Raw genomic sequence first — 21,117 nt, 5'->3', positions numbered from 1 at the left:
GGTTAGCGGCGGCGGGCGGCTCCCGGGGACCAGGCCCAGACGAGGATGGCGGTGGTCAGCCCGAACATGACGACCCCGTTCGGCAGGTGGGCGCCCAGCATGGCCCAGGTGAAGTGCTGGCCCATCTCGGCGATCAGCAGCACGACGCCGGCGAGCGCGGGCCAGCCGGCTCCGCGCCCGGGCCGCCAGACGAGCACGGCGAGGACGACCTGGGCGATCGCCACCAGGTGGGAGAGCATCCCGGCCATGACGTGGCTCTCGGCCATGGCGCCGCCGCCCGCCTGCACCGCCTGGCCGGCCAGCGAGGCGGCCACGACCAGGGCGGCGGCGTGCGCGACGACCGCGATGCGCAGCCCGTACAGCAGCCCGGCGGGCACCGCCCCGGACCGGACCGGTGCGGCGTCGCCCCGCAGAGCGGCCCCGTGCGCGCCCGCCCCCTGGAGGGCGGCTTCCTGGAGAGCGGCGTTGTGCGAGGTGTCCTGGCCGGGGTCGCGCATGGTGAGGTCCTTCCTGAGGAAACGGAGGACCACATGGTCGTCGCCGGGGACGGGCCCGGTCGTCAGCCCGGCGGATTATTCGCGGGTCCCCCGTGGGGATGACGCCGGGCCGGGCGACCGGCCGGCGACCGGCCGGTCGCCCGGCTAGGACCGCAGGCGCCGCGGGTGCGGGCGCACCGGCCGGAAGGAGGCGTCCACCAGGCCGCTGCGGTGCGCGACGACGGCGGCCTGGATGCGGTTGCGCAGACCCAGCTTGTCCATCGCGGCGGCGACGTGGGTCTTGACCGTGGTGACCCCGACGTGCAGTTCCTCGGCGATCTCGGCGTTGGACAGGCCGGTGCCCACCAGGGCGAGGACCTCCAGCTCCCGTTCGGTCAGCCCGGCGGGCGCGGGTGCGGCGGCGCGCTCACCGGCGGCGAGGAACCCCTCCACGACGCGGCGCAGCACCGACGGGGCCAGCAGCTGCTCCCCCGCCGAGGCGCGGCGCACGGCGTCGACCATGCGTTCCGGCTCGTCGTCCTTGACCAGGAAACCGACCGCGCCGGCGCGCAGGGCCGCGTGCACGTTGGCGTCCTCGGCGAACGTGGTCAGCACGACGATCCGGCTGGCCGGCCGGGCGGCGAGGACGCGCCTGATCGCCTCGAGACCGTCGACGCGGGGCATGCGCAGGTCCATGAGGATCACGTCGGGCAGGTGCCGTTCGGCGAGCCGGACCGCCTCGGCGCCGTCCTCGGCCTCGGCGACGACCTCCATGTCGCCGGCCGCCTGCAGCAGCATCCGCACGCCGGCGCGGACGAGCGCCTGGTCGTCGGCCACGAGGACGCGGATCATCCGGCGTCCCCGGGCCGGGCCCCCGCGGACGCCCTGCTCCCGGCCCCGCCTTCGGTCCACTCCCCGGCCCCGTCTTCGGCCCCGCCGCCCGGGTCCAGGGCATGGCTCCGGGGGGCGCTCAGGGCCATGGCGCTCCCGGGTGTGGTGCTCCGGGCCGTGGGCAGGAAGGCCGCCAGCCGCCAGCCGCCGTCCCCGTCCGGCCCGGCCGCGAGGGTGCCGCCGAGCGCCCGGATCCGCTCACGCATGCCCGCCAGGCCGCGGCCGGAGGAGGGCAGGCGTTCCACGTGACCGGGCGGGCGGCCGTTGTGGATCTCGATGGACAGGCCCCTGCCCGTGGTGGCGAGGGCGACGCGGACCTCGGTGCCGGGGCCGGCGTGTTTGAGCACGTTGGTGAGGCCTTCCTGGATGATGCGGGCGGCGGAGGCGCGGGCGACGAGCGGGGACCGGTCGGCGGCCGGGTCGAGGACGAGATCGACGACGAGCCCGGCGGCGGCCACCCGTTCGGCGGACTCGCGCACGACGTCGGCGGGGTCGGCGAGCATGCCGGTGCGGCGGGCGAAGCCCGCGCCACCGGGAACCGGGAGCCGGTCCTGGGCCGCGACCGCGACGGACGAGCCGCCCGGCGGGCGGTGGGTGGCGGGTCCACCGTCCGGGCCGAGGTACGCGCCGAGCCCGCCGCCCCCGCCGAGGTGGGCGGCGGGCTCGGCCTCCAGGGCGCGGTACGGGGCGGGCGGGCCGGTGTGGGGGTCGGGCGGGTCGTCGGCGGAGGGGGGCGCGTACTCGGGGGCGCACAGCACGTCGAGCAGGCCGCGCAGGTCCTCCAGCACCTGGTGGCCGGTGTCGCGGATGTCGCCGAGGGCGTCGGCGACAGGCCCCTCGGGGGCCGCGTAACGGGCGGCGCCCGCCCGCAGCACCATGGCGCCCACATGGTGGGCCACGATGTCGTGCACGTCGCGGGCGATCCGCTCGCGTTCGGCGAGCTGGTCGGCGCGGACCTGCGCCACCGCCAGCCGCGCCGACTCGCGGGCGCGCAGCCGCTCGGCGCGGGCCGCGGCCTGGCGGACGCCGAGGTAGCGGCCGATCGCGATGGGCGTGATCACCAGCGCCATCAGCACGACCACCCGGAACGGCGTGATGTCGGTCCCGGGCACGACGACGGCGGCGCCGGCCAGCAGGCAGCCCACCAGGTACGCGATCACGGTCCACACCCAGGAGCTGACCCGCAGGGCGAACACCGCAAGAGCGATCATGGTGAGGATCAGGCAGGTGTTGACCGCTTCCTGCAGGTAGGTGTCGGCGGCCAGCAGCAGCGCGCCCTGCAGCACGATCACCATGCCGGGCAGCCTGCGCGCCACGCCGAGGGACAGCCCGCCGGCGACGGCGAACAGCCCCACCACCCAGACCGGCATGGAGCCGCTGTCCCAGTCGGTCCACGTGCCCAGCACGGCGCTCGCCACGCCCGCGCCGGCCAGCAGCAGGTCGGGGGTGAGGTCGTCGTTGTCCAGGCGCCCGGCGGGGCCGCGCAGGGAGACGCCGACGAGAACCGGGAGGAGGGGCACGACCACGGAGAAGGTCCAGGTGTTGACGGTGATCAGGACGCCGGGGTCGAGCAGGTTGACGACGGTGGCCGGCACCGCGGCCAGCAGGGCCACGACGACGGCCCACCGGTCGTACTGGTGCGCCACGACGCCGACCGCCACGCACAGCAGCATCTGCGCCGTGTTGCAGGTGAACGACTCCACCAGGTCGGCGAAGACCAGTATCACCGCCAGGTAGAGGCTCACCGGGAGCGGCCACCGCCGCAGGAACGCGAGGGGCGCGCCCACCAGCAACGCCATCGGGACCGTCATGAACTCGGGCAGGTGTGCCCCGCCGCCCGCCTTGCCCGACAGCAGCAGATCCAGCCCGGTCCCCGAGACGGCCAGGAGGACGTCGAGCGGCATACCTCGCCAACGCATACCGGCACGTTATCCGGACAAAGCGGCTTTCCCGATCCTCCGTGCGGATGACCCGGCCTCCTCCAAGTGGCCGGACCCCTGGCCGGTCGGCTGATCACCCGCCCGCCGGGAGGTCCCTACGGTGGCGGCATGCCCCATGACACCGCGTTGTTCTTCGGCCAGTTCCTGCGCGCTCCCGCGACGGTGGGGGCGTTCGCGCCCAGCTCGCGCCGCCTTGCCGCATCGGTCTGCGCGCCCGTGCCGGAGCGCGGGGAGCCCACCGTGGTCGAGCTGGGGCCGGGCACCGGGCCGTTCACCGAGGAGATCCAGCGGCGGCTGGACGGACGCGGCAACCACCTGGCCGTGGAGCTCAACGAGCCCATGGCGGCCCTGCTCGCGCGGCGGTTCCCCCTGGTGGACGTGATCAACGGCGACGCCGCCGACCTGACGCGGCTGCTCACCGAGCGCGGCCTCGGCCGGGCCGACGTGGTGGTCAGCGGGCTGCCGTGGGCCGCCTTCCCGGCCGCCTCACAGCGCCGCCTGCTCGACGCGGTGTGCTCGGCGATGAGCCCGGGCGGCGCGTTCACCACGTTCTCGTACGTGCACGCCATCCCGCTGGGCTCGGCGCGGCGCTTCCGCGCGTTGCTGGCCGAGCGGTTCGAGGAGGTGGTGCCGAGCCGTACGGTGTGGCGCAACGTGCCTCCGGCGTTCGTCTTCCACGCCCGTCGCCCCCGTCCGGACGACTCGGCTCAGAGTTGACATCCTCCCCCTCGTAAACGAGGGGGATTCCAACCGTCGCCGGTTGGTCTTCCTGCTTCACCGCCGGTCGCCCGCACGAGAGGACTCTCGTTGAGGTCTTACACCAGCTCCACAGGCGTTTCAGCTCTCCGCAAGCCCTGCGGCGAGCACGTTCTCGGCCGCGTTCACATCCCGGTCGTGGACCGCGCCACAAGGGCACTCCCACTCCCGGACATTCAACGGCATCTTCTCCCGCAGCGCGCCGCACGCCGAGCACAGCTTGCTGGAGGGGAACCAGCGGTCCACCGCCACCAGCGTGCGGCCGTACCACTGGGCTTTGTACTCCAGCATGGAGCGCAGTTCCCCCCACGACGCGTCGGAGATGGCGCGGGCCAGGGAGTGGTTCTTGACCATGTTGCGGACGGTCAGGTCTTCCACGGCGATCACTTGGTTCTCGCGGACAAGCCGTGTGGTGACCTTGTGCAGGTGGTCCCTTCTGCGGTCGGTGATCCGGGCGTACACCTTGGCCACCCGCAGCCGGGCCTTGGCCCGGTTGTTCGACCCCTTCTCCTTGCGGGCGAGCGCCCCCTGGGCCTTGGCCAGCTTGCGCCGGTCGCGGCGCTCGTGGCCAGGGTTGACGATCTTCTCCCCGGTGGAGAGCGTGGCCAGCGCGGTGATGCCCGCGTCCACGCCCACCGACTGCTCTACCGGAGCGAGCGGGCTGATCTTCTCCTCGACCAGGAGGGACACGAACCAGCGCCCGGCCGCGTCCCGGCTCACGGTCACCGTGGACGGCTCCGCACCCTCCGGCAGCGGGCGCGACCACACGATGTCCAGCGGCGTGTCCATCTTCGCCAGCGTCAACCGGCCGTCCCGCCAGCGGAACGCCGATCGGGTGTACTCCGCGCTCGCCTTGGACTTCTTCTTGCTCTTGAACGTCGGGTACTTGGCCCGCTTGGCGAAGAAGTTGGCGAACCCGGCTTGAAGATGCCGCAGCGCCTGCTGGAGCGGCACGGACGACACCTCGGACAGGAAGTCGAACTCGCCGCTGCGCTTCCACGCCGTGAGCATCGCCGACGACTCCACGTAGGAGACGCGCTTGCCTTCCAGGGTGTAGGCGCGGGTGCGTTCCTCCAGCGCCTTGTTGTACACGAAGCGGACGCAGCCGAACGTCCGGGCAAGCTCGGAAGCTTGCTCAGAGGTCGGGTAGAAGCGGTACTTGTAGGCCCGCTTCACGATCTGCGCTATGCCTCACATGAATCAGCTAAGGATCGTGTGTGTGTTCGAGACGCCGGTTCGCCTGACGGCGAATCGGCTACCCCTGTCCTGCTCCGCAGGGGTCCGATTCCTCCCCCCGCCTGAAGGCGGGGGTCTCCTCGGAGGTATCTGATGAGATGAAGGGCGCACCCGGGGTGGACGAGCTAGGTCTCAACTCCCCCGCCTGCCGGGTGCCCGGGGCCCCGTGGTCGGCGCCCTTCACCCCCGCCTGCCCGGAACCTGTGGATCACGTGCCGCGTCCGGTCCGTGATCGCCACTGACGGACCCGGGCAGCAGGCCCTCCCTGGCGACGGCGATGCCGTGGCGCCGGGGCCCGGGGCGGGCCGGGGCCTGGGCGGCGGGGCGGCGTTCTCGGCCTCGCCGGCCGGGCCCGTCAGCTGCTCGCACCGGTGCGGCGACGGGTCCGCGACATCCTTTTCTGCCATGGACCTGCGCCTACCCCCGGTGGCGGGGCTATCACCTGATCGTCACGACGCCTCCCGGTCAGAGGCGTCGAGCCCCAGGTCGGCCCGCAACCGGCGGGCCAGGAAAGCGCGGGCCTGCCCGGCCTGGTCGAACAGGCCGGGCAGGCCGAAGAAGCTGTGGACCGCGCCGTCGAACCTGCGCACCTCGACCGGCACCCCCGCCGCCGCCAGGCGCGCCCCGTACCGCTCGCCCTCGTCGCGCAGCACGTCGCAGCCGGCGGTCACGATGGTGGCGGGCGGCAGCCCCTCGACGGACGGCAGGCGCAGGGGCGACAGGCGCGGGTCGGCGGGGTCGGCGTGCGGCGCGTACTGCGCGGCGAACCACGCCATCTCCCTGGCGTCGAGCCCGAACCCGGTGGCGAACTCGGCGTAGCTGGGGGTGTCCATCGCCACGTCGAGCACCGGGTAGACGAGTGCCTGGTGGGCCAGGGCGAGGCCGGCGTCGCGGGCCCGCCAGGCGGCCACGGCCGCCAGGTTGCCGCCGGCGCTGTCGCCGATCACCGCGACCGAGCCGTCGCACTGGTAGAACGCGGGCCGGGCGAACACGTCGCGGACGACGGTCCAGGCGTCGTCGGCCGCGGCCGGGAAGGGATGCTCGGGCGCCAGCCGGTAGCCGACGGACACCACGACGGCGCCGGTGCGGACGGCCAGGTCACGGCCGACGGCGTCGCTGCGCCGGACGCTGCCGAACACCCAGCCGCCGCCGTGGAAGTAGACCAGGACCGGCAGCGGCCCGTCACCCCGGTCGGCGCGGTAGACGCGGATCGGCACGCCCTCGGCGTTCTCGTCGCGGACGGACGGCAGGCGGACGAGCGGGCCCCGGTGGACGGCCAGCCCGTCGGTGACCCGCATCTCGCGGATGCGCTCCAGGTCGAGCGTGGCCGGGTCGATGCCGAGGTCCGAGGGGTAGCGGGCGACGTGGTCGCGCGCCTGGGGATGCAGCGGCATGGCTGGAGCCTAGCGGTGGGGGCGGTGGGAGGGTCAGCGGGCGGCTTCGACGAGGGCGTCGAAGAGGGCGGCGCCGGTGCCGCGTTCGGGGTGCCACTGCACGCCCACCGCGAACCGGTGCCCCTGCAGCTCGACGCCCTCGACGATCTGGTCGTCGGCCCAGGCGACGGCGAGCAGCCCGCCGCCCAGCCGCCGCACCGACTGGACGTGCGGCGCGACCACCTCGACCCGGTCGCCCACGGCCTTGCCCAGCTTGCTCGACACGCTGACCTGGATGACGTGCTCGGTTCCGGGCTTGCCGTGCCGCTCGTGGCCGAGCGAGCCGGGCAGCCACGGGATGAGCGTGCCGCCCTGGGCGACGTTGAGCACGTGCATGCCGCGGGCGATGGCCAGGATCGGCACGCCGGCCTCGACGGCCGCGCGGGCCAGGGCCAGCTCGAAGCTGTCGCGGTGGTCCTGCGCGGCGGGCACCCGCTCGTCCTGCTCGCCGCCGTAGGCGGCGGCGCCCACCTCGACGCCGCCGGCCAGCACCAGGCCCCGCAGGCCGCGCACGTAGTCGGCGGCGGCGTGCGGGTCGAGCGGCGGCAGCACCACGGGCGCGCCACCGGCCTTGCCGACCGCCTTGGCGTAGGCGGGAGGGGACAGCACCGCCTCGCGCACCCAGTCGCTCCAGCGGGCGGCCTCGAAGTAGGCGGTGATGCCGATCAGCGGTCGGGACATGCGGCCTCCACAGGCGTGCGGGCGTCGCGCGCCGCCCGCGAGGCGGGGCGGCGGCCACTGGCCCCCATCATGGCGCACACCTTTCGGCTCGTGGCACCCCTCCGGAGGATCCCCTGCCGTCACCCGCGCGCCGGGACGCCCCGGGAAAACCGGTTGCCCGGCCGGGCGGGGCGGTGCTGGGCTGGCGGGGTGGAACACGACGAGGTGCTGGCGGCGTACGACCGGCAGATGCGACGCGACGTCCGTCCCGACGCGCCCGGGGTTCGGGTGGAGCGGGCCGGCGCGGTGGTACGGCAGACGGCACCGGCCACCGGCTGGAACGGCGTGCTGTGGTCAGATTTGCCGGAGACGGGCGCGGGAGAGGTGGAGGCGGCCATCGCTCGGCAGGTGCGGCACTACGCGGCGCTGGGGCTGGCGTTCGAGTGGAAGCTGTACGCCCACGACCGGCCGCGCGACCTCGGGCGGCGGCTGATCGCGGCCGGTTTCACGCCGGAGCCCGCCGAGACGCTCATGGTGGCAGAGACGGCGGCGGTCGTGCGGGCCACCGACCGGGCGGCCGCACCCGCGGAGGGCTCGGCGGGCGAGGGGTGTCTGCCCGGTGGTGTGCGGCTGGTGCCGGTGACCGACGCGGCCGGGGTGGAGCTGATGGCGGAGGTGCACGAGCAGGCGTTCGGCACGGGCCGCGACGCGATCCGGCACCGGTTGCTCGCGCTGCTGGCCCAGGAGCCGGGCACCGTGGCGGCCGTGGTGGCGCTGGCGGGCGGGCGCCCGGTCAGCGCGGCGCGGATGGAGCTGCCGCCGGGCACCGACTTCGCGGGCCTGTGGGGCGGCGGCACGGTGCCGGGCCACCGGGGGCGGGGCCTCTACCGCGCCCTGGTCGGCTTCCGCGCGCGGCTCGCCGCCGAGCGCGGCTACCGCTACCTCCACGTGGACGCCTCGGAGCAGAGCCGCCCGATCCTGCTCCGGCTCGGATTCGCGCCGTTGAGCACCACGACCCCGTACCTCTTCACCCCATAAACGCGAATAGAAGATTCATTCATCTTTTAGGACCATAAATCAGCACCCGCCGTAGCGGCGCATAACATTACTGTCACGCATAGTTCGGGTAAGCCCCCTAGTGGGGTGAATCGGTTGTGACGCCCAGGTAGCGGTGTAAGACTCGATTTCGAGCGTTCGGATGTGCCGGGGCCCGCCGTCCGCTCAAGACCCGGAGCCGTCAGGGAGGTGGAACTACGCGACCGGAATACCATTCCGGTCAACAGGGTGAGGTTGATGAGGCAATGCCGTTGAATCCGCGCCTGGTAAAAGAGAGTTTCTCCGTCATCGAACCCGTGGCCGACAAGGCGGCCGCCTATTTCTACGGCCGGTTGTTCGCCGCGAACCCGCATCTGCGCGGCATGTTCCCGCCGGCCATGGACGGGCAGCGCGACCGGCTGTTCCGCGCCCTGACCCGTATCGTCTGGAGCCTGGACAGCCCCGACAGCCTGGCGGCCTTCCTGGGCCAGCTCGGCCGCGACCACCGCAAGTACGGCGTCACCGCCGACCACTACGACGCGATCGGCGCCGCGCTGCTGGCCACCGTCCGCAAGTTCGCCGCCGACGTCTGGGACGAGGAGATCGAGGCCGCCTGGGTCTCGGCCTACCGGACCGCCGCCGACACGATGATCGAGGCCGCCGGCTCGGCCGCCGAGGTCATGCCCGCGTGGTGGCTCGCCGACGTCATCGACCACGAACGACGCGCCCAGGACATCGCCGTCATCACGCTCCGGCCGACGCAGCGCCTGCCGTACACGGCAGGCCAGTACGTGACCGTGCAGACGGCGCGCTGGCCCCGCGTGTGGCGGACCTTCTCCATCGCCAACGCGCCGCGCCCCGACAACACGATCCGCCTGCACGTGCGCTCCGTCCCGGGCGGGTGGGTCTCGACCGCGCTGACCCGCGACACCCGCATCGGTGACACGATCATGATCGGCCCGCCGATGGGCACCCTGGCCCCGCCGGACGACGCCTCCCGCGACGTGCTGTGCGTGGCGGGCGGCACCGGCCTGGCGCCGCTGAAGGCCGTCATCGAGCAGATCATCGCCTCGGGCCGGCGCTCCCACGTCCACCTGCTGTACGGGGCGCGCACCTCGGCCGAGCTGTACGACCTGCCCGACCTGTTCCGGATGGCCGCGTCGTTCCCGTGGCTGCGGGTGGTGCCGGTGGTGTCGCACGAGCCCGCCTACGACGGGATGCGCGGCCGCCTGCCGGAGGTCACGCAGCGCTTCCACTCCTGGGCCGAGCACGAGGTGTACGTGTGCGGGCCGTCCGCCATGGTGCACGAGACGGTGCGGCGGCTGCAGATCGACGGCGTGCCCCTATCGCGCATCCACCGCGACGTCGTCCACGACGAGCGTTAGCGGGCGAAGGCCGCCGCGGTCTCCTCGTCGTTCGGCCAGAACGTCTCGATGGCCAGCTCCGACACCGTCACGTCCACGGGCGTGCCGAACGTGGCGATCGTGGTGAACATCGACAGCACCCGGTCACCGTGCCTGATCCGCAGCGGGATCAGGATGTCGGCCGGGCCCGGCACGTGCGCCACGTTGAGGTCGACCCCGGGGTAGGTGTAGGCGGCCAGCTCGTCGTGCAGCTCGGCCAGCGCCCCGTGGGCCGACGCCTCGGCCTGCCTGCGCAACTGGTGCAGCAGGTGGGCGCGCACCTCGGCCAGGTTGATCAGCCTGCCGCCCATGGCGTCGGGGTGCAGCGACAGCCGCATCGCGTTGATCGGCTCCTTCAGCAGCTCGGCCGGGACGCCGTCCATGAACATGGCGGCCGCCGAGTTGGCCGCGACCAGGTTCCACGCCGCGTCCACGACCAGCGCCGGGTACGGCTCGTGGCCGGCCAGGATCTTGTCCAGGGCCTGCCGCACCACCCCCATCTCGGGCGCGCGCACCTCCCGCTCGGGGAAGACCGGCGCGAACCCGGCCGCCACCAGCAGCCTGTTGCGGTGCCGCAGCGGCACCTCCAGTTCCTCGGCCAGTCTCATCACCATCTCTCGGCTCGGCCGGGCCCGCCCGGTCTCCAGGAAGCTGACGTGGCGGGCCGACACGTCAGCCTCGATCGCCAGGTCGAGCTGGCTCACCCGCCGCCGCTGCCGCCAGGACCGCAACAGGTCGCCGAAGGACTCCTCTGTCAATGCGAGTGCTCCCATGCCCGGCACATTACGGGACGGCGGGGAAGCGGCACGATTACCTCTGAGGTAGCGGACCCGCCCGCACGCCGATAACCGTCGGTTATGACAGCGGGTATTGGACGGCCCCGAACACCCCCGCCCAGGATGGACCTCCACCACCGAGGCTGTGAGGGGATCTCCATCGTGACCGATCTGACGGGGAGGACGGCTCTGGTGACCGGTGCCTCGCGGGGCATCGGTCGCGCCGTCGCGCGGCGGCTGGCCGCCGACGGCGCGCTCGTCGCCGTGCACTACGGCACCGGCCGGGCGGCGGCCGAGGAGACGGTGGCGGCGATCCTTGCGGCGGGCGGTCAGGCGTTCGCGGTGCGGGCCGACTTCGGCGTGGCCGGCGACGCGGAAGGCGAGCTGGACGCCCTGTTCGCCGGGCTCGAACAGGGGCTGGCCGGGCGCTCGCTGGACATCCTGGTCAACAACGCCGCCGTGATCGACTACAGCGCCACCATCGACGGGGCGACCCCGGAGAGCTACGACCGGATGTTCGCGATCAACGTACGGGCGCCGTTGTTCGTCACGCAGCGGGCGCTGCCGCTGATGCGCGACGGGGGCCGCGTCGTCAACGTCTCGTCCGGCGTCACCTGGTTCGCCACCCCGGAGATCGTGTACGCGATGACGAAGGGCGCGCTCAACGCCTTCGGCCGCTCGCTGGCCCACACCCTGGGCGAGCGCGGCATCACGGTCAACACCGTGTCGCCGGGCATCACCGAGACCGACATGAACGGCTGGCTGAGCGAGGACCCCGAGGCCGCGCGGCACGTCGCCGGCCTGATCTCGCTGGGCCGCCACGGGCAGCCGGCGGACGTCGGCGACGCCGTGGCGTTCTTCGCCTCCGACGACGCCCGCTGGATCACCGGGCAGACCCTGGAGGTGAACGGCGGCCTGCTCCTCGGTCCGCCGCGGCCCCGCTGACGGTCCCGCTGACCGTCCCGCTGACGGTCAAGCTGACGGTCGCGCTGACGTCCTCGTCACGGCAGCGGTCCCGGCCTCGTCACGGCCGCGTCGACGGCCGTCCGGGCAGGTGGCACCGCCTGCCCGGACGGCCCGCTCACCGGGCCTCAGCGCTCGAAGACGGAGATGTCGAGCGCCTGCGGCAGGTACCTCACCTCGCTGAAGGTGGACCGCTTCTTCCCGCCGAGCACCACGTAGCCCGAGTGGATGCCGTAGGCGGTGTTGCCGCGGTACCAGGGGCCGCCGCTGTCGCCGCCGGCGGTGTAGTGCTTGTCCATCGCGACCATGTCGCAGAAGTCGCCGTAGCACACGTTGATCCGGTGCACCTTGGGGCTGCCCTTGTAGCCGGTGGTCCGGCCGAAGTTGGAGATCGCCACCCCCTGCACCGCCCAGCGGGTGTCGTCCACGTACCTGGTCTTGCCGCGGTTGTAGTAGAAGGTCCGGGCGGCCGTGTAGCCGCCGGTGGTGAACCAGCCCACGTCGCCGTGGCCGCCCGAGTGGCGGCGCTTGCGGGAGATGGTGGTGTAGCTGGACGTGCCGTGGTTGAGGTAGCGCAGCTTGGACTCCCCGCAGTGGGCCGCGGTGGCGACGCCGCGGGCGTTGCCCTGCTTGACGGTGAACGCCGTGGTGCACCAGGTCGCGCCGTTCGTCTTGTCGAGGTAGCCGCCGCCGCGGATGTACGCCTCGGTGCCCATCTCGACCTTGTCGGCGACCTTCACCTCGACCTTGACGGCGGCGTTGGCGGCCCGCACGGGCTGGAGCCGGGCGCGGAAGCGTTCCTTGGCCTCCGGATCGGTCAGCGGCTCGGCCGGCTCCACCTCCACGGTGACCACGCCGGTCTCGATGTCGTACTCGCCGGCGCTGTTGGCGACGCCGGGCTGTTCGAGCATGCCGAAATGGGTCGTCCTGAGCGTCTGCCTCAGCTCCTCCTCGGAGTAGCCGCGGTCGGCGACGACCTTGACGGGGACGGGGACCGCCGCGGTCAGCTCGGCCGCCGTGGCCGGGGCCTCGCCCTTGAAGGCGATCCAGCCGCTGGTGCCGTCCTCGGCGACCACCGCTCCGGCGTACGTGTCCGGGTGGGCGTCCCGGAGCCGGTTGGCGACGGCGACGAAGTCGTCCTGCCAGCCGTACCGGGCGACGGCCTCGTCCAGGGTGATGCCCTCCTCCGTGGCGAGCTGCCGGAGGTCCTCCAGCTCGGCCTGGGCGGCGTCGGTGACGGTGGGGACGTCCTCCACCGGGTCCGTGTCGCCGTACGCGGCGGGGGCGGCGGAGATCGCGACGGTGGCCGCGACGGCGACCCCGAGTAACTTCCTGAGCACGTGCCGGTCCTTTCCCGAAGCGGATGAACGCGGCATGATCATCACAGGCCGCGGTTCACAATCGGTTCACCCCGCACGGTCAGCGATCATCACTTATCGTCCTCTTCCGTGAGATCATCATTTCGGTGCGGAGCCTGAATGGAGATCCGGCTTCTGGGCCCGCTGGACGTCGTCGGCGCCGACGGTCACGCCGTCGCGGTGACGAGGCGCAAGCACCGTCAGCTTCTCGCCCTGCTCTGCCTGGCCCCGGCCTCGGGCGTCTCCGCCGACCGGCTGATCCGCGGCCTGTGGAACGGGCGGGAGCCGCGCTCGGCGCGCGGCAACCTCAAGACGTACGTCTGCGACCTGCGCGGGCTGCTCGCCCCGGAGGTGACGATCGACGCGGTGCCCTACGGATACCGGGTCTCGGCCGCCGACGTGGACGCCGTCCGCTTCACCGCCCTGGCCGAGGCCGGCAGGCGGGCGCTGGAGGCGGCCCGGCACGAGGAGGCGACCCGCGACCTGGCGCGGGCGCTCGGGCTGTGGACCGGGCCCGCGCTGGACGGCCTCCACGACGGCTCCGACCCGCTCGGCCTGGCCGCCGCCGAGCTGACCGACCGGCGCCTGACCGCCGTGCACGATCACGTGGAGGCGCTGCTGGCGCTGCGGCGGCTGGACGAGGCCGTCGTCCTCCTGCGGGCGGCCCTCGCCGACGACCCGCTGCGCGAACGGCTCTGGGCGCAGCTCATGCTCGCCCTGTACCGCGACGGCCGGCGGGCGGCGGCGCTGGACGCCTACCGGGAGGCGTGGGCGGTCATCGCCGAGCTCCGGGGGCTGGATCCCGGCAGGGCGCTGACGGACCTGCAGACGCGGATGCTCAACGACGACACGCGGCTCGGCTGAGGATCACGGCGTCCCCGGCCCTCAGGAGGAGGCCGGGTCCACGCCGTCGTACGGCGGGACGGCGGGACGGCGGGACGGCGGGACGGCGGGACGGCGGGACGGTGCCAAATCTTGGCAAAACGGCCGCTCACCGGCGGGGAATCGGCCAGTCCCGGGCGGGCGGCCCATCGGCGTGGCACGATGGCCGCAACACGCACCCGAACCGATGGGAGCTTGGGCATGACTGACGCGCTGCTCGCGATCGGCACCCGCAAGGGCCTGTTCCTCGCCCGCTCGGCGGGCGGCGGCCCGTTCGAGGTGGAGCCGGTCCGGTTCGCCACGATCGGGGTGCCGTCCGTGGCGATCGACACCCGCGGCGACACTCCGCGCCTCCTCGCCGGCATCGAGTACGGCCATTTCGGGCCGTCCGTGATGTACTCCGACGATTTGGGCGCGTCCTGGCAGGAGGCGTCCCGCCCGCCGGTGGCGTTCCCCGACAAGACGGGGGCGACGCTGGAGCGGGTGTGGCAGATCCAGCCGTCACCGGCGGAGCCCGGCGTGGTGTGGGCCGGGGCCGAGCCAGCCGCCCTGTTCAGATCGGAGGACGGCGGCGTCACCTACTCCCTCGTCGAGGGGCTGTGGGAGCACCCGCACCGCGAACGGTGGCAGCCGGGCGGCGGCGGCCTGTGCCTGCACACGATCGTCCCGCACCCGTCCGACCCGCGGATCATGGGCGTCGCGGTGTCGGCGGCCGGCTTCTACCGCACGGCCGACGGCGGCCTGTCGTGGGAGGCGGCCAACCGCGGCATCCGCGCGCCGTTCCTGCCGGAGGGGCAGCAGTTCCCCGAGTTCGGGCAGTGCGTGCACAAGGTGAGCCTGCACCCCTCCCGGCCCGACCGGCTCTACCTGCAGCACCACTTCGGCGTCTACCGCAGCGACGACTTCGGCGGCACCTGGACCGACATCGGCTCGTCGCTGCCGTCCGACTTCGGCTTCCCGGTCGCGGTGCACCCCTCCCGGCCCGACACCGTCTACGTGCTGCCGCTGCAGGCCGACCTCGACCGCACCCCGGTCGGCCACCACCTGCGCGTCTACCGCAGCGACGACGGCGGCGGCACCTGGCGGCCCTTCGACCGGGGCCTGCCTGAGCCGCCGGTGTACGTGGGGGTGCTGCGCGACGCGATGACCGCCTCCGAGGCGGGGGTGTTCTTCGGCACCCGCGACGGCGAGGTCCACGTCTCGCGCGACGACGGCGAGAGCTGGACCCTGGTCGCCCGGCACCTGCCCGACGTGCTGACCGTGCGCGCGGCGGTGCTGTAGGCCATGGCCAAGCCCGTGACGATGGTCGTGTTCGTGCTCCCCGGCTCGCTGCGGCGCTGGGTGAGCGGGCTGAGCGAGGTGAAGGTGTTCGCCGTCGGGGCCGACACCGACACCCCGCCCACGCTGGGCGCCGCGCTCGACAAACTACGCCGTACGCACCCGCTGCTGGAGGAGCGGCTGCGCGATGAGTACGGGCGGATCCGCCGCCACATCAGCATGATCGTCTCCGGGGAGAACGCGCGGGGCCTCGGCAGCCTCGACTTCGCGCTGCCTCCGGGCGCCGAGGTCTACGTCCTGCCGACGCTGGCCTAGCCGGGCCGGCCCCGGGTGGGCCGGCCCCAGTCGGGCCGGTCGCGGGCGGGGCGGTCGCTCAGACCTTGCGCCAGCCCGGGATCCACGCTCCGTCCTCGACGGTGTAGTCGCCGAACAGGGCGGGGGCCTCCTTGACCATGAGCTCGCCGATGCGGTGGAACAGCAGGCGGATCTCCTCCTCCGCGCCGGCGGCCGTGCGGGACTCGATGGTGTGGCGCAGCGTGCGGACGTTGGCGCTCCACACCAGGCCGGTGGCGACGCCCTCGGGGGCGAAGCGGCGCATGAACGAGGTGCGGTGCTTCTTCTCCGAGAACGGCACACCCTCCTCGTCGAGGCCGAAGTGCTCGGCCATCCAGAGCTGGAACGTCTCCAGCTCGCGCAGCACGGCCGTGGCCCGCTCCATCAGCTCGCCGTCCTCCTTGGCCCACTCGGGGAACCAGAAGGGCAGCTCGTCCAGCCGGACGAAGCGCAGCGACTCCTGGGAGATGGCGACGCCGGGCCGGTGGCGGACCAGCTCGTGGGTGAGCACGCGGCTGACGTTGTGCAGCACGAAGCTGAAGCTGACGTGTTCGAGCACGGAGCCGTGGGCGCTGGCCAGGATGTTGCGCAGGTACTCGTCCTGCTGGCCGCGGATGCGCACGACGTTGGGGTTGAGGCCCGGCTCGAACGAGCGGTAGCACAGGCGGCCGGCGAACTCGGCGAGGTTCTGCGCGTCGAGGTCGCCCCGGTCGAGCCGCTCCAGCCAGCTCTCGCCGCCGACCTCGTGCAGGTAGCGGGCGAGCTCGTCGTAGTCGAGCTGCGGACGGGCGACGAGGAAGACCTCGGGTTCGACGGTGCGCATGGCGAGCCCCCGCTCGGTTAGGCGATGTGACGGGCCCAAGCAAACCAGGTCGCGCCCCCGGACGCGACTTCGGGGTGGCGACGGAGTGTCACCCGCCGATCCACTACGTCGGCGGCGTGAGGGCGCCGATCGGAGGAGCGATGATCGGCGCGGTCAGAGGCGGTAGATGCGGCGCGCGTTGCCGGAGCCCACCATGTGCGCCACGCGCGCGGCGTCGGCCGCCGTCCACTCGCCGGCGTCGACGCGTGGCTTGAGCGCCACGCCGAGCGACCGGCGGAAGTACACGGCGCCGAGGTGGCAGCTCTCGGCCACGCCGGAGCAGTCGGAGCTGAACAACTGCTTGTGGAACGGCGCCAGCTCCAGCACCTCGTCCATGATCCGCCACGCCCCGGCGGCGGTGCGGGCCAGCGCCTGGCCGACGTCCACGTACACGTGCGGGAACAGGGCGGCCAGATGGGCGGCCTGACGGTGGAACGGGTAGCAGTGCAGCAGGACGACCGGCACCCCGATCGGCTGCAGCGCCTTGATGAAACCCGTCATCCGGGCCGGGTCGGCGCGGTGCGGCTCGACGTCGGCGTCGCCGGCCCCGGTGTGGAACTGCAGCGGCAGGCCCCGCTCGCGCGCCACGTCGACCGCGGTCCACAGCAGGTGACGCAGCAGGACCGGGTCCGTCAGGCGCTCCTTGGGGTCCGACAGCCGCCGGTTGGCCGCGGCGATCACCGAGCCGCGGCTGGGCCGCGACGGGTCGAAGTCGAGGCCGCACCGGTGGGCGATGACCGTGTTCATGCCGACGGCGCGTGCCGCCCTGGCGACCAGTTCCTCGGCGAGGCTGTCCAGGTAGTCGACGGCGATGCGCGCCATCTCGGCCACGTCGTGCTCGATCTGCTCGATGCGGACGATCTCGTCGGCCGCCGCGTCGGCGTGGCGGCCCATCTCGGCGGCCGACAGCAACTCGCCGCTCTCCGGCCCGGTGTCCACGAGGAACGCCGCCACCCCGGCGGCCCGCAGCAGCCGCCGGTTGACCTCGCCGGCGCCGAGTTCGGCGCGCCGGGACAGGTAGACGGACGGGGTCACGTGCGGGGCGAGGCCGAGCACCGGGGCGCACCAGCGGCGCACGGCCGCGCCGAACGGCGTGTCGAAGTGGGTGGTGCCGGGGGGCGCCGGACCGCCGCCGTCGCCGATCAGCAGCTCGAACTGGGACCGTGACAGCTCGTCGCGGCGCACCCCGTTGCAGTGGTGGTCGACCAGCGGGGCGAGCAGGGCCTCACGCACCGTGTCGGGAAGGTCTACGGGGAGCATGCGGGGAACTCTAGGGGCTCCCGCATCCTCCCGCCCGCGTTTTGACCAGCCCGGGGCCGGGCGCGGGACGGGCCCCGGGCCGGGCGCGAGGAGGCGCCCGGCCCGGGGTCGGGGTCTGGGGCCGGGACCGCCCGGCCCCCGGCGTCACAGGTCGAAGGCGGCGGTGTAGGTGATCTCGGCGAGCAGCCGCTGGCCGGAGGTGTTGGGGTGGAAGTAGTCCCAGGTGCTCAGGTGCGACAGCGCGAACGGGTGGGAGAAGACGGCGCCGCCGTCGTACCGGCACCTGGCCTGCTCCGCGCAGACCCTGGCCAGCACCGCGTTGTAGTCGGAGACCCGCTGGCGCACCCGGTCGCGCCGCTCGGCGTCGGCCGGGTCGGTGGAGCGGGGGTCGGCCAGCATCGACTGGCAGATGGAGAACGCGGACCAGGCGGCACGAGCCGAGGAGCTGTTCCTGCCGACCTCCCACAGCCGTTTGACGTCGGGGATGCTCGAGACGAAGACCGACGCCTCGGGCAGGCCGGTGGTGAGGCGCCCCATCGCCGTGCGGAACCTGGACTCGAAGTCGGCGACCGTGGTCATGCCCGCCTCCGACGAGGTGCAGGCGTCGTTGGCCCCGATCAGGATCGTGACGTGGTCCACCCCCTGGGAGACGGCCCGGTCGGCCTGGCCCGGCAGGTCGGCGACCTTGGCGCCGGACCGGGCGTCGTTGTGGGCGACGGCGGACGGGTTCGCCTCCCGCAGGCGCAGGTAATGGCTGTTCACCGTCGCGTACGACCCGGTGGACCAGGACCTGGACGTGCAGTCGACGAAGAAGCCGCACGCGTTGAAGCCACGGGTGATGGAGTCGCCCAGGGAGGCCATCGCGTCGGGGACCTGGGCGGCGTCCGCCGCGGCCGGCGACCCGACGGCCGGGGCGAGGACGAGGGTGACCGCTGCGAGCAGGGTGAGGGTGCGGCGGGGGGTGGGCAAGCGGGCCTCCTGAGGTCGTCCCCCGATCGGCGCTGTCGCTCAGAATGTCGGCCCGTCACGTCGCCTTGACAAGACCCAATTACGGTTTCTGACTCGCGGGTGACATGCCCGGACGCGGGACGGCGACCGGGTGTGCCGCCACCGCCCCTCGGGACCCGCGGGTCGCACGGGGCCATGGGTCGGTACTGGGCCCATGGGTCGGTGCGGGGCCCATGGGTCGTGCGGGCCCCGCGGGCCGACCGTGCGGGCCCGCGGGGTCGTGCGGGAGCGGTGGCCGGGTGGGTGGTCAGCGGCGGGCCAGGCGCAGGACGTTGGCGATGATCTTGGCGCCCGCGCCGCCCTCCGCCGTGAGGATCGACTCGGGGTGGAACTGCACGGCGAAACGCCGGCTGGCGGTGTCCTCGATCGCCATGACGTTGCCGTCGGGTGTGACGGCGGTGGCGGCGAAGCCGACGACCCCGGGCCGCTTGGCGTGCAGCGAGTGGTAGCGGGCCGCGGTGAACTCGCCCGGCAGCCCGTCGAGCAGCGCGCTGTCGCCGAGGCGGGTGACCTGGCCGCGCTTGCCGTGCTCGGGGTAGTCGAGCAGTTCCAGCGAGCCGCCCGCGTGCTCGACCATGGCCTGCAGGCCGAGGCAGACGCCGAAGACCGGCAGTCCCCGCGTGTACACCTCGTCGATCAGGGCGGACATCCCGAAGTCGGACGGCCAGCCGGGGCCGGGCGACAGGACGACCAGGTCGGGGCCGATCGAGTCGATCATCTCGGCGGGGAAGCCGTGGCGCAGCGTCACCACGTCGGCCCCCTCCTGCCGGAAGTAGTCGGCGAGCGTGTTGACGAAGGAGTCCTCGTGGTCCACGAGCAGCACCTTCATGCCGAGGCCGGGCTGGTCGCGGGCCGGGGTGACGGCTACGGCGGCCGGCTCGTTGACGGTGGCGAGCGCGCCGAGCAGCGCGCTGGCCTTCAGCTCGGTCTCGCGCTCCTCGGCGGCCGGGTCGGAGTCGAACAGCAGCGTCGCCCCCGCCCGGACCGTCGCCACGCCGTCCTTGATCTGGGCGGTGCGCAGGGTCAGGCCGGTGTTCATGGAGCCGTCGAAGCCGATGAAGCCGATGGCTCCGCCGTACCAGCGGCGGGTGGTGGCCTCGTGGTCCTCGATGAACTGCATCGCCCAGGTCTTGGGCGCGCCGGTGACGGTGACGGCCCACATGTGGGTGAGGAAGGCGTCCAGTGCGTCGAACTCGCGGCGCAGGCGGCCCTCGATGTGGTCGACGGTGTGGATCAGCCGGGAGTACAGCTCGATCTGGCGGCGGCCGATGACCTGCACGGAGCCGGGCACACAGATGCGCGACTTGTCGTTGCGGTCGACGTCGGTGCACATGGTCAGCTCCGACTCCTCCTTCACGCTGGACAGGAGGGTGCGGATGGCCTCGGCGTCCTCGACCGGGTTGCTGCCGCGGGCGATCGTGCCGGAGATGGGGCAGGTCTCGACGCGGTCGCCGGTGACGCGGACGTACATCTCGGGCGAGGCGCCGACGAGGTGCTCGCCCTCGCCGAGGCTGATGATGAACTCGTAGGGCGCCGGGTTGCTGTGGCGCAGGCCGCGGTAGAAGGCGGCGGGGTCGGTGCAGACGGCGTGGAAGACCTGGCCGGGGACGACCTCGAACAGGTCGCCGCGCTTGAACTTCTCCTTGGCCGCCGCGACAACCTTCGCGTACTCCCCCTTCTCCGGATTTTTCGGGATCTGGGTGGGGGTGACGATGGGGGTGGCGGTGCCGGTGCGCTCCAGGCCGCGGGTGGTGGCCCCGTCGACGGTGAACTCGTAGCGGTGCTCGACGCAGGTCTCGCGCTGCCGGTCGATGACGACGAGCCGGTCGGGCAGGTGCAGCACGAGGTCGCGCTGGTCGTCGGGGCGGAGCAGCTCCTGCCGGATCGGCTCGAACTGGAAGGCCAGGTCGTAGCCGAAGGCGCCGTAGAGCCCCAGGTGCGGGTCGTCACCCCGGAAGGCGGCGATCACCTCGCGGATCGCGGTGAACACGGTGGGCCGGCGGCTGCGCATCTCCTCCGGGAGCAGATCCTCCGAGTCGGGCACGTACACCTCGACCCGGCCGGCCGTCGGCTCGGTGACCGGCTTGCCGGCGGCCAGCAGGCAGGAGGCGACGGCGGGCAGCACGACCCGGCCGCGCTCGTTGAGCGCGGTGGCGGAGATGGTGCGGCCCTTGGCGACCAGTTCCAGGCAGGGGTCGACGTAGCCGAACGCCCATCGGCTGTAGCGGCCGGGATAGTCCATCCCGGACGAGAACGCGCCGCCGCGCCGCTCGCCGAGGGATGTCACGATCTCCTCGAGGGCCGCCTCCGACGTCTCGCGCGTCTCACGCTCGACCCCGATGCCCCCGGCCGTGACATAACCGCTGGTATATCCGCTCGTCTCCACCTGTGCCCCTTTGCCGACCATCGCCGTAACCTGATGCGCCCCGGGGGCGGACACGAGAAAGGCCGCCATCCGGGGCGGCCGTTTGTCGAGAGATGCGAAACCCGCGCCGCCTAGAAGCGGCGCCACCACTGAAGCTCGACGCGATTTCGCATGGCGACAGGGTAACCGCCGCATGCAAGAT

General features: G+C 73.2%; 18 protein-coding genes and 1 pseudogene. 7 read left to right on the top strand and 12 right to left on the bottom strand.

The genetic code is table 11. From position 1 onward, the window contains the following. Window positions 1-2: 2 nt before the first annotated feature. The 3 genes from FHU36_RS16780 to FHU36_RS44455 all read right to left on the bottom strand — a co-directional run bounded on the left by FHU36_RS16780 (window position 3) and on the right by FHU36_RS44455 (window position 3,286). Entirely contained in the window at window positions 3-497 is a 495-nt protein-coding gene (locus tag FHU36_RS16780) for a hypothetical protein (RefSeq protein WP_246502476.1), read from the bottom strand. 144 nt (window positions 498-641) lie between these two features. Next, a complete protein-coding gene (locus FHU36_RS16775) occupies window positions 642-1,328 on the bottom strand; it encodes a response regulator (RefSeq protein WP_185084930.1) in 687 nt (228 codons plus the stop codon). Further along, window positions 1,325-3,286 carry a sensor histidine kinase gene (locus FHU36_RS44455; RefSeq protein ID WP_246502475.1) on the bottom strand — a complete coding sequence of 654 codons (1,962 nt, stop codon included), beginning with the start codon at window positions 3,284-3,286 and terminating at the stop codon, window positions 1,325-1,327. Before FHU36_RS44455 ends, FHU36_RS16775 begins: the two co-directional genes overlap by 4 nt. Before the next feature lie 129 nt (window positions 3,287-3,415). Here FHU36_RS44455 and FHU36_RS16765 point away from each other — a divergent pair, with 129 nt between their 5' ends. Then, complete coding sequence (locus FHU36_RS16765; protein ID WP_185084929.1) at window positions 3,416-4,024, top strand: class I SAM-dependent methyltransferase; 609 nt, start codon at window positions 3,416-3,418, stop codon at window positions 4,022-4,024. Window positions 4,025-4,058: 34 nt separating this feature from the next. On the opposite strand, the pseudogene FHU36_RS16760 reads toward FHU36_RS16765, so the two are convergent. The 3 genes and pseudogenes from FHU36_RS16760 to FHU36_RS16750 all read right to left on the bottom strand — a co-directional run. Further along, window positions 4,059-5,251: pseudogene (locus FHU36_RS16760) on the bottom strand (RNA-guided endonuclease InsQ/TnpB family protein); the annotation flags it as partial. Window positions 5,252-5,748: 497 nt separating this feature from the next. Further along, window positions 5,749-6,693, bottom strand: coding sequence for an alpha/beta hydrolase (locus tag FHU36_RS16755; RefSeq protein WP_185084928.1), 945 nt, complete (start codon window positions 6,691-6,693; stop codon window positions 5,749-5,751). Window positions 6,694-6,726: 33 nt separating this feature from the next. Then, window positions 6,727-7,413 (bottom strand): gamma-glutamyl-gamma-aminobutyrate hydrolase family protein, encoded by a 687-nt coding sequence (locus FHU36_RS16750; RefSeq protein ID WP_185084927.1) that lies wholly within the window; start codon window positions 7,411-7,413, stop codon window positions 6,727-6,729. A 189-nt stretch (window positions 7,414-7,602) separates the two neighbouring features. Here FHU36_RS16750 and FHU36_RS16745 point away from each other — a divergent pair, with 189 nt between their 5' ends. Both FHU36_RS16745 and FHU36_RS16740 read left to right on the top strand, forming a co-directional pair. Then, complete coding sequence (locus FHU36_RS16745; protein ID WP_185084926.1) at window positions 7,603-8,430, top strand: GNAT family N-acetyltransferase; 828 nt, start codon at window positions 7,603-7,605, stop codon at window positions 8,428-8,430. A 314-nt stretch (window positions 8,431-8,744) separates the two neighbouring features. Beyond that, a complete protein-coding gene (locus FHU36_RS16740; protein WP_312891647.1) occupies window positions 8,745-9,812 on the top strand; it encodes a globin domain-containing protein in 1,068 nt (355 codons plus the stop codon). On the opposite strand, the gene FHU36_RS16735 is transcribed toward FHU36_RS16740, so the two are convergent. Then, the gene (locus FHU36_RS16735; RefSeq protein ID WP_185084924.1) at window positions 9,809-10,603 is read right to left on the bottom strand and encodes a helix-turn-helix domain-containing protein; all 795 of its coding nucleotides are present in this window, start codon (window positions 10,601-10,603) and stop codon (window positions 9,809-9,811) included. The two genes, FHU36_RS16740 and FHU36_RS16735, sit on opposite strands and share 4 nt — an antisense overlap. Before the next feature lie 165 nt (window positions 10,604-10,768). On the opposite strand from FHU36_RS16735, the gene FHU36_RS16730 reads away from it, so the two are divergent. Further along, the gene (locus FHU36_RS16730; protein ID WP_312891646.1) at window positions 10,769-11,551 is read left to right on the top strand and encodes an SDR family NAD(P)-dependent oxidoreductase; all 783 of its coding nucleotides are present in this window, start codon (window positions 10,769-10,771) and stop codon (window positions 11,549-11,551) included. A 146-nt stretch (window positions 11,552-11,697) separates the two neighbouring features. Here FHU36_RS16730 and FHU36_RS16725 read toward each other — a convergent pair whose 3' ends face one another. After that, complete coding sequence (locus tag FHU36_RS16725; protein WP_185084922.1) at window positions 11,698-12,909, bottom strand: S1 family peptidase; 1,212 nt, start codon at window positions 12,907-12,909, stop codon at window positions 11,698-11,700. A 138-nt stretch (window positions 12,910-13,047) separates the two neighbouring features. On the opposite strand from FHU36_RS16725, the gene FHU36_RS16720 reads away from it, so the two are divergent. From FHU36_RS16720 to FHU36_RS16710, 3 genes are all read left to right on the top strand, one after another. After that, entirely contained in the window at window positions 13,048-13,791 is a 744-nt protein-coding gene (locus tag FHU36_RS16720) for an AfsR/SARP family transcriptional regulator (RefSeq protein WP_185084921.1), read from the top strand. A 219-nt stretch (window positions 13,792-14,010) separates the two neighbouring features. Beyond that, the gene (locus FHU36_RS16715) at window positions 14,011-15,090 is read left to right on the top strand and encodes a WD40/YVTN/BNR-like repeat-containing protein (RefSeq protein WP_185084920.1); all 1,080 of its coding nucleotides are present in this window, start codon (window positions 14,011-14,013) and stop codon (window positions 15,088-15,090) included. Window positions 15,091-15,093: 3 nt separating this feature from the next. After that, window positions 15,094-15,402: a ubiquitin family protein gene (locus tag FHU36_RS16710; RefSeq protein ID WP_185084919.1), complete on the top strand. Its 309-nt coding sequence runs from the start codon at window positions 15,094-15,096 to the stop codon at window positions 15,400-15,402. 58 nt (window positions 15,403-15,460) lie between these two features. On the opposite strand, the gene thyX is transcribed toward FHU36_RS16710, so the two are convergent. The 4 genes from thyX to FHU36_RS16690 form a co-directional block, all read right to left on the bottom strand. Further along, window positions 15,461-16,243 carry an FAD-dependent thymidylate synthase gene (thyX, locus tag FHU36_RS16705; RefSeq protein ID WP_185084918.1) on the bottom strand — a complete coding sequence of 261 codons (783 nt, stop codon included), beginning with the start codon at window positions 16,241-16,243 and terminating at the stop codon, window positions 15,461-15,463. Window positions 16,244-16,396: 153 nt separating this feature from the next. Then, window positions 16,397-17,542: an amidohydrolase family protein gene (locus FHU36_RS16700; protein WP_185084917.1), complete on the bottom strand. Its 1,146-nt coding sequence runs from the start codon at window positions 17,540-17,542 to the stop codon at window positions 16,397-16,399. Window positions 17,543-17,686: 144 nt separating this feature from the next. Then, window positions 17,687-18,511, bottom strand: a complete 825-nt coding sequence (locus FHU36_RS16695) for a GDSL-type esterase/lipase family protein (RefSeq protein ID WP_185084916.1) — start codon at window positions 18,509-18,511, stop codon at window positions 17,687-17,689. A gap of 286 nt (window positions 18,512-18,797) precedes the next feature. Then, the gene (locus FHU36_RS16690) at window positions 18,798-20,957 is read right to left on the bottom strand and encodes an anthranilate synthase component I (protein ID WP_221496391.1); all 2,160 of its coding nucleotides are present in this window, start codon (window positions 20,955-20,957) and stop codon (window positions 18,798-18,800) included. Window positions 20,958-21,117 lie beyond the last annotated feature (160 nt).

It is taken from the genome of Nonomuraea muscovyensis (assembly GCF_014207745.1).
Classification (GTDB): domain Bacteria; phylum Actinomycetota; class Actinomycetes; order Streptosporangiales; family Streptosporangiaceae; genus Nonomuraea; species Nonomuraea muscovyensis.
This window is presented reverse-complemented; position numbering and strand designations above follow the sequence as displayed.